Genomic DNA, 16816 nt, shown 5'->3' with positions numbered 1-16816 from the left:
AAGTTATCCACAGTTTTGACCCGTTTGAGGCCAGCGGCTTTGGAACTGTGGAAGGCGCCGGTAAGAATGAGGAGGCAGGTGCCATCGGCCATGTCGTAACTCAGAGTGGGGGAGCAGGAAAATGAGTCAGGGTGCGGACATTGCAGCTCCACGGTTAAAGAAGCCGTCGTGGAAGGATCCCCGGCTGCTCATTGGCCTATTGCTGGTCCTGGGGTCCATGGCCGGTGTCATTGCTTTGGTTGGTTCAGCTGACAGGACTACGCAGGTCTACTCGGCCCGGGAAGACATTGCCGTAGGCCAGGTGGTAACAGAATCGGACTTGTCCATTGTCAAGGTCCGCTTGGATGACGTTGAGCCCAGCTATGTCACCGTGGAACACGGATTAGCTGAGGGTGAGGTTGCGCTGCAGCGGGTGGCAAAGAATCAGCTGGTCCCGCGGGCAAGCCTGGGCGCTGCTGATGTCGTCGACCGTAAACCGGTTGCCATCGCCATGGAGGAGGAGTTGCCTTCGCAGGCCGTTCCGGGCGCCAGGGTTGATGTGTGGATTGCCATGCCTGGTTCGAACAATGCTTTCGAGGAACCGCGGCTACTTCTGCCGGGTGCAGAAATTGCCGGAATGACCAGCGGCTCTTCTCCGCTGGGGGCCACGAAGACAACCGTGGTGATGGTGCTGGTGACTGATGAGCAGATGCCCAAATTGCTGGGTGCCCAAGCAAACAAGGCCAAGGTGTCGGTCGTTTGGAACCCTGCGGGTGTGGTCCGGTGAGCATTCCTGTTATTACCGTTGGTTCCGCACAGGAAGCTGTAGTCGGCGGGTTGGAACGCCTTCACGGACCGGTAACAGTGGTCCGCCGTTGTTCAGAGCTTGCTGAACTGATCGCTGCTTGCCAAAGCGGCCTCGCTGTGGCGGCTGTGGTGGCGGAAGGTTGCGAGGAGCTCACCACCACGCTGGTTGACCGCCTCGGAGCAGTCGGCGTCTCCATCGTCGCCTTGACCGATGACCCCGCCGAGACCAAACGCCTGCACTCCATCGGCGCCGTGCCGGCTTCGACTGGCATTGAGCCCGCAGATCTCGCCGCAAAAATATCGGAGGCTGTGGGTCGACAAGGCGTCCGAGGCCAGCCTCTGGCTGGTCGAGACACAGGATTCGCAGATCCCGGGGCGGGGGTGCTTTTGGAATCTGCGGCGGAGTACGTGGACGACACACGAGGCGGGGCAGGTCAGATAACTGCCGTGTGGGGACCGATTGGTGCACCTGGGAGGACTTTGCTTGCGGTCAATATCGCGGCAGAGTTGGCTGCCGCCGGCGAATCCGTCATCCTCGTGGATGCGGACAGTTATGGGGCGAGTGTGTCGGCGATGCTTGGGCTGCTGGACGAGTCGGCGGGCTTGGCTCAGGCTTGCAGGCTGGCGGATCAGGGTCTGCTCGATCTTGAGGGACTTGAGTCGGCGGCCATTCCTGTGCACACAAAAGCCGGGATTTTTCGGGTACTCACGGGCACTACCCGAGCGGATCGGTGGACGGAATTGAGGGCGGGAGCCGTCTCGGTGGTTCTCGAAAAGGCCAGGCAATTGGCGGATTATGTGGTGGTTGATACGGGTTTCTGCCTTGAATCCGATGAAGAGCTGAGTTTTGACTCCGTGGCTCCGCGGCGGAACGCCGCCACACTCCGCAGTCTGGAAATGGCTGATGTTGTGTTCGCCGTAGGATCAGCGGATGCCATTGGAGTTCCGCGGTTAGTACGGGGGTTGGCGGAGCTTGAATCCGCGGTTCCGGAGATATCTCCCCGTGTCGTGCTGAATAAGGTGAGGCGTTCGGCGGTTGGACATTCGCCCAGACAGCAACTCGGCGAGGCTTGGGGCCGCTATGGTCCGGGAGCGGGCGTGGATGCCTACCTCCCGGCTGACTCCGTGGCGTGTGACGCAGCTGTGCTATCAGGTGCAGTCCTGCTGGAAGTAGCACCTGATTCGCCGCTGCGGATGGCAATAGCTGGCTTGGTCTGTGCGCCTGTACAGCAGAATCGAAATTCCTTTGGACGAACTATCAGAGCTTTGCCCTTCCTTAAGCGCTAGGCTCGCCATGTGGGCTGCAGAGTCGCAGCAATGAACATGTGATGGAGGCGTTTGTAGATGTCGTCAGGATCCAGCGTGGAGGATCGGTCCGATGCAGCAGTTGTCCGTGAAGGGTTCTTCGGTGACTACTATGAACACCTCGCAGAGGAGGACGCGCGCGCATACTCGCCTGAACTTCTGATTGCGCGGGCAACAAAGCATAGGACCGTTGCCCAGTCCCGACGGCCCGGAAACGCCGTCGTCGAAATTGCAGTCGAACCTGAGCGAAATGTCGTCTACATCGTCACGGACGATATGCCGTTCCTAGTCGACTCTGTCAATGCTGAACTTGTTCGCCAGAACTGCGCGATCCGTTTGGTGATGCACCCCTTGTTCGTGGTCACCCGTGATCGGGTGTCCGGTGAGCTGAGCCGTATTTCCAGGGTCCCGTCCAATGTCGGCATTTCCAGTGGCGATACGGCCGCACTTCCCAGCGTTGCCCATCTCTTGGGCGATGGCGATAGCGCCTCGCATATGGAGTCCTGGATCGCTGTTGAAATTGACCGTGTAAGTGATGATGCGCGGGAAGAGTTGACCGCGGGCCTGCAACGCGTCCTTGGCGACGTCAGGGCAGCGGTGGAGGACTGGCCCAAGATGCGCAGCAAAGCCCTCGAGCTGGCTGAGGCGTTGGGCGGCGTCACCCACCCTGAACAAGTCGCCGAACTCCGGCAAGCACAAGACCTTTTGCGGTGGCTGGACAACGGAAACTTTACGTTCCTGGGTTACCGCGAATACAACCTTGTTGAGGAGGACGGTGAAGACGTTCTTCAACTCCGTGAAGACAGTGGTCTCGGCCTCCTGCGGGCCAGCGACACCACGCGCCAAGTCCAGCACCTCACGGATGCCGGGCGTAAGCGCGCGAGGGAGAAGCGCGCCTTGGTGATTACCAAGGCGAACTCGCGTTCAACTGTGCACCGGCCCGCCTATCTTGACTACATCGGTGTCAAGAGCTTCGACGCGTTGGGCAACGTTAACGGTGAACGGCGGTTCATTGGCCTGTTCGCCACCAGTGCTTATACCGGATCCGTACGCAACATCCCGATCGTTCGGGACAAGGTGGATGCTGTCCTGCGGAACGCGGGGTTCCCCATCGACTCCCACTCAGGCAAGGATCTTTTGGGAATCCTTGAAACGTATCCCCGGGACGAACTGTTCCAGATCGAGATACCGGATCTTGCGGCTACGGCCACCGGTATCCAGCGACTCCAGGAGCGGCGTCGGACCAAGCTGTTCCTGCGCCCGGACATCTACGGCCGGTTCATGTCCGCGGTGGTCTACCTGCCCCGTGACCGGTACACCACCAGCGTCAGACTCCGGATCGAGCAGGAACTCCGCGAAACGTTCCACGCCGAAAGCATTGACTACGAGGCCCGGATCACGGAATCCGCTTTGGCGCGTGTTTTCTTCAGGATCAGGTTGCCCCGCACCGCTGAACTGGCGGAAGTTGACGTGAAAGAACTCGAACAACGGCTGATGCGTGCATCCCGGTCCTGGAGCGAAGGTATCGCAGAGGTGCTCCGTGAACACCGGTCTGCCGAGGAAGCCGACGTTCTGTCCGCGCTGTGGGCTGAGGCATTTCCTGCCGGGTACCGCGTGGACTACGAAGTGGAAGACGCTCTGGAGGACATTGAACGCTTCGAGAAATACGGCGCGGAGGCAGAGCGGGCAGGACGGGATACCAAACAAATCAGGCCCGGTGTCCACGTTTATCTTCCCGTAGGAGCCGGTGAAGCGTTGGAGGAGGACGCCCGGGTCAAGCTCTACCTGCTGGAACCCAAGAGCCTCAGTCAAATCCTTCCCTACTTCCACAACCTCGGCCTTGAGGTCTTGGATGAGCGGCCCTTCGAGATCGAAACCTCAGACCATCGCGACTTCTTCCTTTATGACCTCGGGCTCAAGTACCCCGCGGGCGTCGACCCTTTGGGTACGGGAGACCTCCTGGGCGACTCCTTCGGTGCAGCCATCACGGGTGCTGTCGAATCAGACAACTTTGACCGGCTGGTGCTCCGTGAAGGCATCCATTGGCGTCAAGTGGTGGTACTCCGTGCCTACGCCAAGTACATGCGGCAAATGGGCAACACCAACTCCTTCGGATTCATTGCCGATACCCTCTTGGGCAACCCCGATGTTGCACGTGGGCTAAATGAGTTCTTCTCCGCGCGCTTCGACCCCAACGTTCCGGAAGGCCAGCGGCCTGAACGCCAAGCCGCAGCGCGGGTAGCTCTGGCTGAGTCGATCGAGCAGGTGGCCACGTTGGATGCCGATCGCGTTCTGCGTACCTTCGTGAACCTTATTGAGTCGACTCTGCGGACTAATTACTACCAGAACAAGGAATACGTCAGCTTCAAGCTGGATCCCACATCGATTGATGGTCTTCCTTTCCCACGCCCAATGTTCGAAATCTGGGTTTACTCTCCGAGAGTTGAAGGCGTGCACTTGCGTTTCGGCAAGGTGGCCCGCGGTGGCCTTCGCTGGTCTGACCGGCGGGAGGACTTCCGGACTGAGATTCTGGGCCTCGTAAAGGCGCAGACCGTAAAGAACGCCGTCATTGTTCCAACGGGTGCCAAGGGAGGGTTCTTTGCCAAGAAGCTTCCCAACCCGGCAGTGGACAGGGCTGCTTGGATGGCCGAAGGAATTGAGAGCTACAAGACCTTCATTCGAGGTCTTCTGGACATTACAGACAACCTCGTTGCATCAGCAGACGGCGAAAGGCTGGTGCCGCCGTCGGACGTTGTTCGGCACGATGATGACGATTCCTACCTTGTAGTGGCAGCGGACAAGGGCACCGCTACGTTCTCCGACACCGCCAATGGGCTGGCGGCCGAATACGGCTTCTGGCTCGGCGATGCGTTTGCCTCGGGCGGGTCAGTCGGTTATGACCACAAAGCCATGGGTATCACTGCCCGCGGGGCATGGGAATCAGTCAAGAGGCACTTCAGCGAGCTCGACCTGGACACCCAGACCGAGGAATTCACGGTGGTTGGCGTCGGTGACATGTCCGGTGACGTCTTCGGCAACGGCATGCTGCTTTCCCGGCATATCCGGCTGCTGGCCGCCTTTGACCACCGCCACATCTTCCTTGATCCCTCACCTGAAGCTGCTGCATCGTTTGCCGAGCGGCAGAGGCTGTTCGAGCTGCCCAGGTCCTCGTGGGACGACTATGATCGGACCCTTATTAGCGAAGGCGGCGGCGTTTATCCACGCCAAGCCAAGACCATCCCGGTCTCGGACCAAGTTCGCAAGGCGTTGGGCTTGCCGGATGGAACGACGCAGCTAAGCCCGCCGGAACTTCTTCGCGCGATTTTGTTGGCCCCGGCAGATCTTCTTTATAACGGCGGTATCGGCACCTACGTCAAGGCTAGTGCCGAAACCCATGCTGCCGTGGGCGACAAAGCCAACGACGCTATCCGCGTGGACGGCCGGGATCTGCGGGTCAAGGTCGTGGGCGAAGGCGGAAACCTGGGATTGACGCAGAGGGGACGCATCGAGGCCGCTTTGCAGGGCGTCATTTTGAATACGGACGCAATCGATAACTCCGCGGGTGTTGACTGCTCGGACCATGAGGTCAACATCAAGATCTTTGTGGATCGGATGGTATCAGCCGGCAAGCTTGACTCCGCCGAACGAGCCAGCTTCCTTGCCGACATGACCGATGAAGTGGGACGCCTTGTTCTACAGGACAACATCGACCAGAACATTCTGCTCCTCAACGACCGGACCCGCGTCGCGGACTGGAGCCCAAGTTACGAGCGCCTCATGGACTGGCTGGAGAAATCTGCCGACCTCAAGCGCGATCTTGAGGCACTCCCCACCACAGAAACCCTGCGGTCAAGGTTGGAGCAGGGCCAAGGACTTACGTCTCCGGAGTTGGCGGTCCTGGCGGCATACGCAAAGATCGAGCTCACTGGGGCGTTGCGGGACAGTAACCTCGCGGACGATCCGTGGTTTGCGGACACAATCCGTGAATACTTCCCCAAGCAACTACGGGAGAAGTTCGACGCTGAGTTGGACACCCACCCGCTGCGGCGCGAGATCATTGCCACTGTGGTGGCCAACGACATCATCAATCTGGGGGGCATTACCTTCGCCTTCCGGGCCATTGAAGAAACGTCGGCCAATGAGGTCGCTGTTGCGAAGGCCTTCGTGGCGCTTCGCGAAATCTATGATCTCGATCCTATGGTTGCCGAGCTGAACGCACTTCCTGCATCCTTCCCGACCGAACACTGGAGTGAAGTCCATCTGGACGTCCGGCGGTTGCTCGACCGGGCAGTGCGCTGGGTGCTGGGCCAGGGGATGGGTTCCCAGCCCATATCCGAGGTCGTTGAATCCTTCAAGCCCATGTTGGCCCCGCTGAGGGCCAAGCTTCTGGACTACCTTCGGGGTGAGGACGAGATCCGCATTTCCAACTGGTTGGACAAAGCCCGTGGCTGGGGTCTGCCGGAGCATCTTGCACACAGGTGGGCAGAGCTGTTCGAGAGCTACGCACTGTTGGACATCGCGCGGATTGCCCAAACACGAAACGAGGGTGTCGAGGACGTCGCGCACGTCTACTACACAGTATTCAACCGCTTCCATGTGGATTCGCTGCTGGAACGGATTAGTTCCTTGCCTCGCGATGACCGTTGGCAGGCTTTGGCGCGTGCAGCTCTCCGTGATGACCTTTATTCCACGGTGGCGGATATGACGACGTCGGTCCTTGAATCCACAGAGTCGGGCGCCTTGGCTGAAGGTCGCCTCAAGGCATGGGAAGGGCAGAATGCCGAACAGCTGGGACGTGCCAAGACGATGTTTGATGAGGTCAACGCACTCGAAGCCGACGACATGGCTTCACTGTCGGTAGCATTAAGGCTCTTGAGGTCAATCGTTCGACGCTAGGGTCTGTCCCGGCGTCGCAAATGGAGGTGCAGTGGCAATCTTTACAGACCCCATCAGGGAACACGCTGATTTCGGGCCTGGAGATGCCGAATGGCTGCACCTCCTCGTCGGTGACTGGCAGATGGTCGCTGACTTGGCTTTCGCGGATCTCGCTTTGTGGTTCCCGCATCCGGAGTATGGCTACATTGCCCTCGCCCACGTCCGTCCGTCGACATCGCATACGGTGTTCCATTCGGACTTTGTGGGCGAGGGCATCCGCTCGGATCTTCGCCCGATTGTGGATAAGGCATGGAACAGCCGGTCGATCGAGCGCTCGAGTGAAACAAGCTGGAGCAGCGAAATGGCACTCCGGGTGGAGGCTGTCCCCATGGTGCGCAATGGCAGAACACTTGCGGTTGTGACATCTCATATGGATCTGTCCAGCTCTCGCATGCCATCCAGGCTGGAACTCACGTATCGCCAGTGCGCCTATGACCTTTTGCGGATGGGAACCCTGGGCCTGTGGCCCGACTTCGCATCTCCGACGGGTTCCCGTCGAGGAGCCCCGCGAGTCGGCGACGGGCTCATCAGGCTCGATGCGGAGGGCATCGTGCAGTATGCAAGCCCCAATGGCGTGTCTGCCTTCCGTCGACTGGGCGAAGTCGAGTCTCTGGAGGGGCGTTCGCTGGCGGAGGTGACTGCCGGCCTTCTGAAGGACCGGCGGATGGTGGACGAAACATTGCCTTTGGTAGTGACTGGGCGGATGCCTTGGCGCAGCGAGATTGAGTCCAGGGGTGTCAGTCTTTCACTTCGGGCCATTCCATTGCGCGATGAGCAGCATCGTTTCGGGGCCCTTGTCCTTTGCCGTGACGTTTCGGAACTTCGTCGCAGGGAAATGGAACTAGTTACCAAGGACGCCACCATCCGGGAGATCCACCACCGGGTAAAGAATAATCTTCAAACTGTGGCAGCTCTTCTGCGTATGCAGTCCCGGCGAATGGTCAGCGACGAAGCCAAACAGGGTCTTGAACAGGCGATGCGGCGTGTGGCCACGATCGCACTCGTTCACGAGACACTTTCCCAGGGGCTGACGCAGAGTGTCGACTTTGACGAACTGATTGGGCGGCAGTTCAGGTTGTCAGCCGAAGTAGCCTCGCCGTCCCAGCAAGTGCGAACAGAACGCTCAGGCATGTTCGGCGAGCTGCCCAGCGACTTTGCCACGCCACTGGCCTTGGTCATCAACGAACTGGTCACCAACGCGGTTGAGCATGGACTCGAGGGACGCACAGGAACGGTTTGGTTGCTTGCAGACCGGGCAGATGGCGACGGCAACGACGAGTTCCTGACCGTGACCATAGCCGACGACGGCGTGGGCCTGCCGGATGGCCAGTACACCGAAGGTTTGGGCCTGCAAATTGTTCGTACACTCGTGACCAGCGAGCTCGGCGGGTCCATTCAGTGGAGCCCGCGCGAAGGCGGCGGTACTGCCGTCGAGATTGTACTCAACCTCGCTCGGGCCTAGCTCACTGTGTCAGGCTCACTGAATCCCCGGAGCAGCTAAACGAAGAAGGCCGCGGACCAAGAGTCCGCGGCCTTCATTGTCCTTGGGCTAGGAAGCGCGACGTGCGCGTGCAGCGCGACGTTTAAGTGCCCGTCGTTCGTCTTCACTCATACCGCCCCAAACACCGGCGTCTTGTCCGGACTCCAATGCCCATTGAAGGCAGGTGTCCACGACGGGGCAGCGGCGGCAGACGCTTTTGGCTTCCTCGATCTGCAAAAGTGCTGGTCCCGTGTTGCCTACTGGGAAGAAGAGCTCCGGGTCCTTTTCGAGGCAGGCTGCGCGATTACGCCAATCCATGCTGATCAGTCACTCCATTCGTGAGAACTAGAAGGGCCTTTTGTGAAAACATTCACGAGAGGCTCCAAAGGAAAGGGGCCCGCATGGGCCCCCTTGGTCGTCTGAGTCAAGCGTTTCATGTTAACGCCTTGTAAACAAGGGGTGTTAGTGGTCGAAATGCTCGGAATCCGTGAGCGATGCATCACATCAGCCGCCAGTGCCCTCACTGCTAGATGACTATGTCCGGTAGTGTGCCAGTGTGTCAAGACCTCCCGTAAACCCTGCCCAACCCGCGTCCGGCCCGGACGGAAGCGATGATCCTGATACGACGGCGAGCCTCGCAGCAAACGGACCCGTTGCCAGCCGCCGTCCCTTGGGAATTGTCGTCATCTCCGTGGTTGTAGGGCTTGAAGCCCTCGCCCTCCTCAGCGCAGCTGCTTGGTATGCGTTCGAACTGTTGACCGGCGCTCCGGTGCTGACCTTTTGGGGGGCTATCTTCACCCTTGGGCTGCTGCTGGCCTTCGCTGCATGGCTATTTGCCGTAGGACATTTCCTGTTCCGCGGCCATAGGTGGACCCGGGCGGCTGCCTTGGTGGCCCAATTGTTTGTTCTCACCATTGGTTTTCCCACCATAACCGGCGGGCTCGTCTTGCAAGGCTTGGCGATGCTGGTTCCGGCGTTTGCTGCGATTATTTTCCTTTTCCAGAAGGACGTCGTGGCTTTTGCTTCACGTACCGGTGGAGCTACCGGGGCTCTCTAGTCATCGGGCTGGTCAAGGTACGGAGCAGCATGGCCAGAGGGTGGCTCCCGTTTAGTGCCCTTTGGCTTGCGGTGGAATCCGTGTGGTGAGTACGCCCTGAAAGGACATCACGTCTGCCCCGCTGATGAGAAAGCCGCGCCCCGGGCGTCCGGCCCGATCGGATTCCAGCCTCACGCCGAGCAGTTCGCCGTCGTGGGGTGATCCGGGGGCCAAAACCAAACCCATACTGGACGTCTGTATCTCCTTTGACAGGGGCAAGTGATGTAGCAAGGCTGGTCTCGTTGTTGCTGTGAGGATGATTCCACGCACTGTGCCTACCAAGCCGGCCAAAGCCTGGCGGCCTTGGGAATCCAGCAATTCGGCGTCATCCACCAGCAGGATGCTGTCTGGGGCCAGCGTCTTAGCAGCAGCTTGGGATGCCACCGAAGCCCAGAAAACGCTGGCAGATGCTCTGTCCGGCGGGTACACCCAAGGAAACAAAGGATTCAGGGCGTGAAGCGATGCCAGGACTGAGCTCTTTCCAGAGCGAGCGCTACCGAGGATGACGCTGACTCCATGTTCCCGCAGCGGCATGGCTACCGGAAGGGCTTCGTCTCCTCCGATGCCAATCCACAGTGGACCGTTAGCGGTGCCTTCCGAGGCGTAGGCTTCTGCCCCCTTGCCCGGCGCCCGCCCGGAACTTGATGGCAGTGCTTGCACCAGGGGCTGCGCCATAAGGTCGCGGAAGTCCTCAACTCCAAGAAGCTCAGGAAGCGGCCGTACGCGGAACGGCGGCTCAGACGGGGCGAGCTCACCGAAAGGCCAGCGTCCGTTCTCCGGAGCCACACGAAACTGGGCCACGGTTGCATGTCCGCCGGCAAGGTTTCCTATGACCACTGCGCGCCCGGGAAGGGATTCCATTTCAGGGAGCCGCGGCCAGTGGAACCGTGATTCTTCAGAAGATCCCGAAGGAAAGTAGGCGCGATTCTGTATCGCGGCAAAAAACCGTGCGCTGACGAGTTCCCGCTCGCCTGAAATCAAAACAGTGACGCCTACGGAACAACCGTCCCTGATGATGTCCTGCAAAATTGCTTCTGCATAACCGAAGGGCCCACTCCTGAGCGCGGTGGCCCACGAGCACCACCCGGCCACGATTAAGACCAAAGGTGAACTGGCCGCATCGAATTCGCCGGCACTTCGTCGCCGCTCCATTTCTGCAGCGAGGCGCTTAAGGACCCGCGCTGCGAGGTGCAGTTGGTGCAGGCTCACAGCGGCACCGATTCGACCGCCTGCGTTAACCTGGCCAAGCATGCCCGTTGCGTCCAGGATGTAGAGGTGCGGTTGGGGATTTTGGGTCGCGAGCATTGCGGACGCAGCCCTGAAGCACTCCTGCATTCCGCTCGAGTCGCTGCCGATCATTGCCAGATGGCCGGCTTTGGAAGGTGACCACAGCAGCGGTTCCACAACTTGATGCGTCGGCCTGTCGAGCATCGCCAAGGGTCCCACCGCCCAACGCCCTTCGGGCCCGGACGCGGGGCCATCCACTTCAGGCAGCTCATCATGCCAAAGGATCATTGAGGGCAGTGGTGCGGCCACTGGTCGTCTGGGGAGGGGTTTGCAGAGACGCTGCCATGCTTCGTGGACCGTTAAAACGACCCGTTCAGCGCCAGCATCCGAAAGGGAATCCTGGTTGGCGGACGTACCGGCTGCGCCGGACGTGGGCTCCAAAACCTGCGAAGCCGACTGCACGGCCGGCAAGGGACTGTCGCGCCAGAGGCCAGCTGTAGCGTGGGAAACCGACAGGGACGCTGTCTGGAATTCTTCGGGGCTGCATGAAGCTTTTGCGAGATAGGCTCGTCCCGGAGCTTCAACGCTTATGGAGGCAGCAGCTTTCGTATTGATGATGTCCACGGACTCCGCCTCGGACTGCACGCGCAGGGCAATGCTTGATGTCACGTTCGCCCGGATATCGGCAGACAAGGCTCCTTGGGGCCGCTGGGTAGCCATCACCAGGTGAATACCCAGGGAGCGCCCGATGGTGGCCACACGCATGAGCTCCCGGAGAGAGTTCGGGGCTTCGTCCACCAACATGCGAAACTCATCAATTACCAAGACCAAGTACGGGATCTCCGGATCGCTTGCCAACGCCCGTCGTCGATATTCGGCGAGATCCGACACGCCGGCCGCAGCGAATAGTTCTTCACGACGCCGGGTCTCACCACGGAGGGAAACAAGAGCGCGGTCCAAACGGTGCTTGCTGAGGTCCGTCAGCAGGCCGACGCAGTGAGGTAGTCCAGCTAGTGGCCGCAAGCCCGATCCGCCCTTGAAATCAAAAAACAAGAAGTTCGTGCGGTCTGGAGAGTCACTCAGCGCAAGGGAAGCCACAAGTGTCCGGAGAAGTTCGGACTTGCCGGAACCGGTGGTCCCGGCAACCAAGAGGTGCGGGCCGTCGCGCTTGAAGTCGAAGATCAGCGGCCCGTTGTGGCCTATGCCCAAGACAGCGGTGAGGCCGTCTTGCGAGGATGCCGCGGCCCATCGCCGAAGCACTCTGCGCTGCCCGTGGGGAAGTAACTCGACGAGCGAACATTCCTCCGGAACCGGGTCGCTCGTTCCCGGTCCTTCATCTACAGCTGCCACCCGGACCCTGCGGCAGAACCTATCGAAAACTTCGGCTGGTACGAGATCCGGGATGAAGTGTCGGCGCTCACCGTCCGTCTCCAGATAGCCTGTTGTCCCTGATGGTGATATCTCGATGACGTCTCCGGATAGTTCGGATTGACCGGAGCACCTGATGACCCGCCATGCTGCGGTTTGAGCGGTTTTCAGGAGGGCTGACGATAATTCTTCATCCTTCGATGGATCATCAAGCATGATGAGTATCCCATTCACCTTTCCGTTCGCGCGGTGCAGCGCAGCGAGGGCGGTGGCCACGGTGCTTGTGAGCGTGACCCGGGGCAGGAACCTGGCGCTCAATGGCAACCTTCCTGCCCTGCCAAAAATAATGACGGGCGTGTCCGCTGAGACCGAAAAGCTGGCTAGTTGCATCAACACGAATCGAAGCAACGCCTCTGTGTGAGCCGGATGGCCGCACAGTGTCACTACGGGATGCTTGGGATCCAAAGTCATTGCCGCGCTGCCTATGGGCGGCGGCCGGAACTGCGGATCGTCAGGAACAAGGCGCACGTTTGCGGCCTCCTGCCTTGTGCCGAGCCGGAGCCACACATCGTTGCCCTCACCGCTGATCCGTATTGGCCGGCTGGTCCCTGTCGGCGACACTGCAGCTGCAGCGACAACTTCATGGTCCGCGGCGGGCTCGGTCGTCAGATGTCCCGGCCTGGAAGCCCGGTGAACTGCCGCGATTAGCTCTGCAGCTGACGGTGAGCAGTGTCGGCGTCGTTCAATGTCCTCCTGCACTGCGCGGTCAAGGGCCAGCCTGCGTTCCCGGCGGCCCTTTCGCCCAGCGATCAGCGGGACGAGAAGACTGATCGCCGAAACGGCTGTAAATCCCAAGTACATCCAGATTCCTGTTGCAACGGCCAAGCCGACACCGGCAAGTAGAGGCAGCAGGGCGGCCAACGCCATTGCCGGACGGTTTCCGGCGCGACCGGTATGAGGTATACCGAGTGGTACGTCAACCGAACGACCTGCATTAGTTGAAATTTCCGGAAAGGGGCCACTGTCCGTGACGACGGTGAAGGTGGAGTTGCCACATCTCACCAGCGAAGAGGACGTGATGTATTTTCGTTGAACGGGCTGATTATCCACGAAGACAGGATTCGCCCCGCCGACCGCCCTTAGCATCAGCGCAGTGCTGGAAACCTCCAAGGAGGCCTGCTCCCTGGACATCCCCGGATCCGGCAATGAAATATCGAACGAACCCCTGCCTATGCAGTACCGTCCCCGTTGAATCCGGAAGGCGGAGCCTGAACCGGGTCCTGAATGGGTGAGCATTATCAGGGGCAGGGACATGTTTTTCGTGTCTCGATGCGGCGGAGAACCATCGACGATGACGGCGCCCGAGATGAGCGGCGGTAGTCCCACCGTGAGAGTGGCCAAGAGTTGACCATCCACAGAGAGGACGCCCGTTCCACGCGTTTCAATGAGAAGCTGCTGAACGTGGGCGCCGGACGTTCCTTGTGGGACGGCGATGCTGAGTTCTTCCGGGCCCGCTGTCCGAGGGGCTCCAGGGGCGCAGACCAATGTGCACTCCAAGGCCATAGGCTTTCCTCTGCATTCGTCCGGCAATGAACTTCGGGTTGACAAGACTGACGCTATGGCACCCCGGATTGAATCGATGCGAACGTAATGGCGTATGTGGACAACTCTTGCGGAGGGCCCATGCAGGAGCCGTCTTGACACCGGGGCATGGTCTCTCAGCTAAGATGAATCTCGTTGTCGCGTGTGCTCAATGAGGAAGGACCTTCACCGGTGATAGTGGTTGCGGAGAGCGCCGATGTTTCAGACAAGGCGATTATTGGTGATGGATCAAAGATTTGGCATCTGGCCCAAGTCCGCGAGCAGGCCGAATTGGGTGTTAATTGCATCGTGGGACGCGGGGCTTATATTGGCACCGGAGTCAAGATGGGGGACAACTGCAAAGTTCAGAATTATGCCCTTGTCTACGAGCCCGCCGTTCTTGAGGCCGGAGTGTTCATCGGCCCGGCCGTAGTACTCACGAACGATACTTACCCCCGGGCGGTTAGCCCGGATGGCGGTTTAAAAAGCGCTCACGACTGGGTGCCGGTTGGTGTCACCATTCGTGAAGGTGCATCAATCGGTGCCCGCGCTGTCTGTGTCGCCCCCGTGACCATCGGACGATGGGCCACAGTGGCAGCAGGTGCTGTTGTGGCTAAAGACGTTCCTGATTTTGCCCTGATGGTCGGAGTGCCGGCCAAACGCCATGGTTGGGTCGGCAAAGCTGGTTTCCCGCTGCAGCGCAGCGGTGAGAACTGGGTATGCCCGGAGACCGGCGCCACATATGTTGAACAGAACGAGACCCTTCGAGAGGTAGAGGCATGAGCCCCGAATTCATTCCCCCCGCCAAGCCCATCATCGGTGATGACGAGCGCAAGGCAGTAGAGGCCGTCTTGGCCTCCGGCCAACTCGCACAGGGTTCGGAGGTTGCGTCCTTTGAGCAGGAGTTCTCGCAGGTGCTCCTCGATGGTAGGGCTGCTGTAGCGGTCAACTCCGGCACTTCCGGACTGCACCTCGGCTTGTTGGCTGCCGGCATTGGCCCCGGCGACGAAGTAATTGTTCCGTCGTTCACCTTCGCCGCCACGGCCAACTCCGTAGCCCTGACAGGGGCTACTCCTGTCTTCGCGGACGTGGACATGGACCACTACACGCTTGATCCGGCCTCCGTCGAATCAAAAATTACGGACCGCACGGCCGCTATCATGCCCGTACACCTCTATGGGCACCCCTTCGACGTGGACGGTATCGGCGCAGTCGCCTCAAAGCACGGCGTGAAGGTCTTCGAAGATGCAGCCCAAGCACACGGCGCGGCTGTCAATGGTCGGAAGGTTGGTACGTTCGGTGACTTCGCAATGTTCAGCCTCTACCCCACCAAGAACATGACGTCCGGCGAAGGCGGCATGGTCAGCACCGGCTTGGCCGACGTCGAGCGACGGCTCCGGTTGCTTCGTAACCAGGGCATGGAGCGCCAGTACGAAAATGAGCTTGTCGGTTTCAATGCCCGCATGACCAACATCCACGCTGCTATTGGCCGCGTGCAGCTAACCAAAATCAACGCCTGGACCAAGACCCGGCAGGCGAACGCGGCCTTCTTCGACGCCAACATCGAGGGTGTTGTCACTCCAAAGGTGTCTGAAGGTTACGAGCATGTGTACCACCAATACACCATTCGCATCGCAGAGGACCGTGACGCTTTCGCCAAGGCGCTGCGCGAGGAATATAGCGTGGGCTGTGGCGTGTACTACCCCATTCCGAACCACCGTTTGGCTCCTTTCCAGACGTCTGATGACCTCCCTGTCACCGAGGAAGCCGCCGCCAGCGTATTGTCGCTGCCTGTTCACCCGTCGCTGAGCCAGGACGACCTTGATCGCATCGTGGCTGCGGTCAACGCCATTGCGAAGGCAGGAAGCTAGTGGCAAATCTGCGCGCAGGCCTCATCGGACTGGGGATGATGGGCCGTCACCACGCCCGTGTTATTCGCGAGCTGGAGGGCGTAGACCTCGTTGCCGTGGCTGACTCCTTCGGTGACCCTCACAACGTAGCCAGCGGACTCGAGGTGTGCAGCTCGGTTGAACAGCTCATCGAGCAGGGCATCGACATGGCCGTAGCCGCTGTGCCAACCGTGCTTCATGAGGAAGTGGCACTGCGGTTGGCTGAAGCCGGCGTGCACTGCCTGGTGGAAAAGCCCATTGCCAACGATTCCGTATCGGGTCGCAGGATCGCCGAAGCGTTCGACTCGCGGGGATTGATCGGGGCGGTAGGCCACATCGAGCGCTTCAACCCGTCATTGCAAAGCCTCCGCGAACGGCTCGGCAACGGCGACCTCGGAGAGGTTTATCAGATCTCGACCCGACGCCAGGGGCCATTCCCTTCCCGCATCGCGGACGTTGGCGTGGTCAAGGACCTGGCAACTCACGACATCGACCTCACTGCCTGGCTTGCACAGAGTAATTTCGTAAATGTTGTTGCTCATACCACCTCCAGGAGCGGACGCGAGCACGAGGATATGGTCACTGCAATTGGCCACCTCAAGAGCGGGGTAGTCACCAACCACATCGTCAACTGGCTCTCGCCCATGAAGGAGCGCACCACCGTTGTCCTGGGTGAGCGCGGTGCATACATTGCCGACACTATCTCCGCTGATCTGACATTCATTGAAAATGGCACATTCCAGACAGACTGGGATTCCATCGCGGCCTTCCGTGGTGTGTCCGAGGGGTCATCCACGCGCTTTGCCCTGGCAAAACGCGAACCGCTCAAGATGGAACACGAGGCCTTCCGTGATGCCGTACTCGGAAAGTCCATGAACATTGTCACAATGGCGGAGGGGCTCGAGACCCTTCGCGTTGCCGAAGCAGTGCTCGAGTCCGCAGGGACAGGCTCCGTGATCTCGCTCTAAGCATTGTTCTTTTTGCAGTATTGAACGGGAGGCTGGCTATGGGCCACGCCTCCTGTTCGTTTTTTCCGGAACAAATGCTGCCTCGCTGCCATGCGCCGCCGAATCGGGGAACGATCGCAACGTCGGGTAGCCTTGACCAGTAGACGTGGGCATCTCTGTGCCCGCACGCCAATACACAGGA

The 16816-nt window shown here is 59.9% G+C and carries 10 protein-coding genes; 8 read left to right on the top strand and 2 right to left on the bottom strand.

Going from position 1 to position 16816, the window contains the following annotated elements; translation table 11 throughout:
• Positions 1 to 121: 121 nt before the first annotated feature.
• The 4 genes from RIF72_RS00930 to RIF72_RS00915 are packed head-to-tail and all read left to right on the top strand — an operon-like array spanning position 122 to position 8488.
• Positions 122 to 766 carry an SAF domain-containing protein gene (locus RIF72_RS00930; RefSeq protein ID WP_309073029.1) on the top strand — a complete coding sequence of 215 codons (645 nt, stop codon included), beginning with the start codon at positions 122 to 124 and terminating at the stop codon, positions 764 to 766.
• Positions 763 to 2073, top strand: coding sequence for a chromosome partitioning protein (locus RIF72_RS00925; protein WP_309073028.1), 1311 nt, complete (start codon positions 763 to 765; stop codon positions 2071 to 2073). Before RIF72_RS00930 ends, RIF72_RS00925 begins: the two co-directional genes overlap by 4 nt.
• Before the next feature lie 57 nt (positions 2074 to 2130).
• A complete protein-coding gene (locus RIF72_RS00920) occupies positions 2131 to 6987 on the top strand; it encodes an NAD-glutamate dehydrogenase (RefSeq protein WP_309073027.1) in 4857 nt (1618 codons plus the stop codon).
• 31 nt (positions 6988 to 7018) lie between these two features.
• Entirely contained in the window at positions 7019 to 8488 is a 1470-nt protein-coding gene (locus RIF72_RS00915; RefSeq protein WP_309073026.1) for a histidine kinase N-terminal domain-containing protein, read from the top strand.
• A gap of 87 nt (positions 8489 to 8575) precedes the next feature.
• Here the strand turns inward: RIF72_RS00915 and RIF72_RS00910 are convergent, their stop codons facing one another.
• Positions 8576 to 8824 (bottom strand): WhiB family transcriptional regulator, encoded by a 249-nt coding sequence (locus RIF72_RS00910; RefSeq protein ID WP_015937605.1) that lies wholly within the window; start codon positions 8822 to 8824, stop codon positions 8576 to 8578.
• Between the two features lie 238 nt (positions 8825 to 9062).
• On the opposite strand from RIF72_RS00910, the gene RIF72_RS00905 reads away from it, so the two are divergent.
• Positions 9063 to 9563, top strand: coding sequence for a hypothetical protein (locus RIF72_RS00905; protein WP_309073025.1), 501 nt, complete (start codon positions 9063 to 9065; stop codon positions 9561 to 9563).
• Between the two features lie 51 nt (positions 9564 to 9614).
• Here RIF72_RS00905 and RIF72_RS00900 read toward each other — a convergent pair whose 3' ends face one another.
• On the bottom strand, positions 9615 to 13760 hold the full coding sequence (locus RIF72_RS00900) for an FtsK/SpoIIIE domain-containing protein (RefSeq protein WP_309073024.1): 4146 nt from the start codon (positions 13758 to 13760) through the stop codon (positions 9615 to 9617).
• A gap of 183 nt (positions 13761 to 13943) precedes the next feature.
• On the opposite strand from RIF72_RS00900, the gene RIF72_RS00895 reads away from it, so the two are divergent.
• The 3 genes from RIF72_RS00895 to RIF72_RS00885 are packed head-to-tail and all read left to right on the top strand — an operon-like array spanning position 13944 to position 16635.
• Positions 13944 to 14561: a DapH/DapD/GlmU-related protein gene (locus RIF72_RS00895; protein ID WP_017198521.1), complete on the top strand. Its 618-nt coding sequence runs from the start codon at positions 13944 to 13946 to the stop codon at positions 14559 to 14561.
• Complete coding sequence (locus RIF72_RS00890; protein WP_309073023.1) at positions 14558 to 15649, top strand: DegT/DnrJ/EryC1/StrS family aminotransferase; 1092 nt, start codon at positions 14558 to 14560, stop codon at positions 15647 to 15649. The genes RIF72_RS00895 and RIF72_RS00890 overlap by 4 nt, the downstream gene beginning before the upstream one ends.
• Positions 15649 to 16635 (top strand): Gfo/Idh/MocA family protein, encoded by a 987-nt coding sequence (locus tag RIF72_RS00885; protein WP_017198519.1) that lies wholly within the window; start codon positions 15649 to 15651, stop codon positions 16633 to 16635. Before RIF72_RS00890 ends, RIF72_RS00885 begins: the two co-directional genes overlap by 1 nt.
• Positions 16636 to 16816: the final 181 nt, after the last annotated feature.

Origin of the sequence: Paenarthrobacter sp., from assembly GCF_031180005.1 — a bacterium.
GTDB lineage: Bacteria > Actinomycetota > Actinomycetes > Actinomycetales > Micrococcaceae > Arthrobacter.
Note: the sequence above shows the minus strand (reverse complement) of the source record. Positions and strands in the feature narration are given on the sequence as shown.

Excerpts from the sequence above, each read along its gene's own strand:
- RIF72_RS00890 (WP_309073023.1), top strand. The coding sequence starts at position 14,558 with ATGAGCCCCGAATTCATTCCCCCCGCCAAGCCCATCATCGGTGATGAC.
- RIF72_RS00900 (WP_309073024.1), bottom strand. The coding sequence starts at position 13,760 with ATGGCCTTGGAGTGCACATTGGTCTGCGCCCCTGGAGCCCCTCGGACA.
- RIF72_RS00920 (WP_309073027.1), top strand. The coding sequence starts at position 2,131 with ATGTCGTCAGGATCCAGCGTGGAGGATCGGTCCGATGCAGCAGTTGTC.
- RIF72_RS00930 (WP_309073029.1), top strand. The coding sequence starts at position 122 with ATGAGTCAGGGTGCGGACATTGCAGCTCCACGGTTAAAGAAGCCGTCG.
- RIF72_RS00910 (WP_015937605.1), bottom strand. The coding sequence starts at position 8,824 with ATGGATTGGCGTAATCGCGCAGCCTGCCTCGAAAAGGACCCGGAGCTC.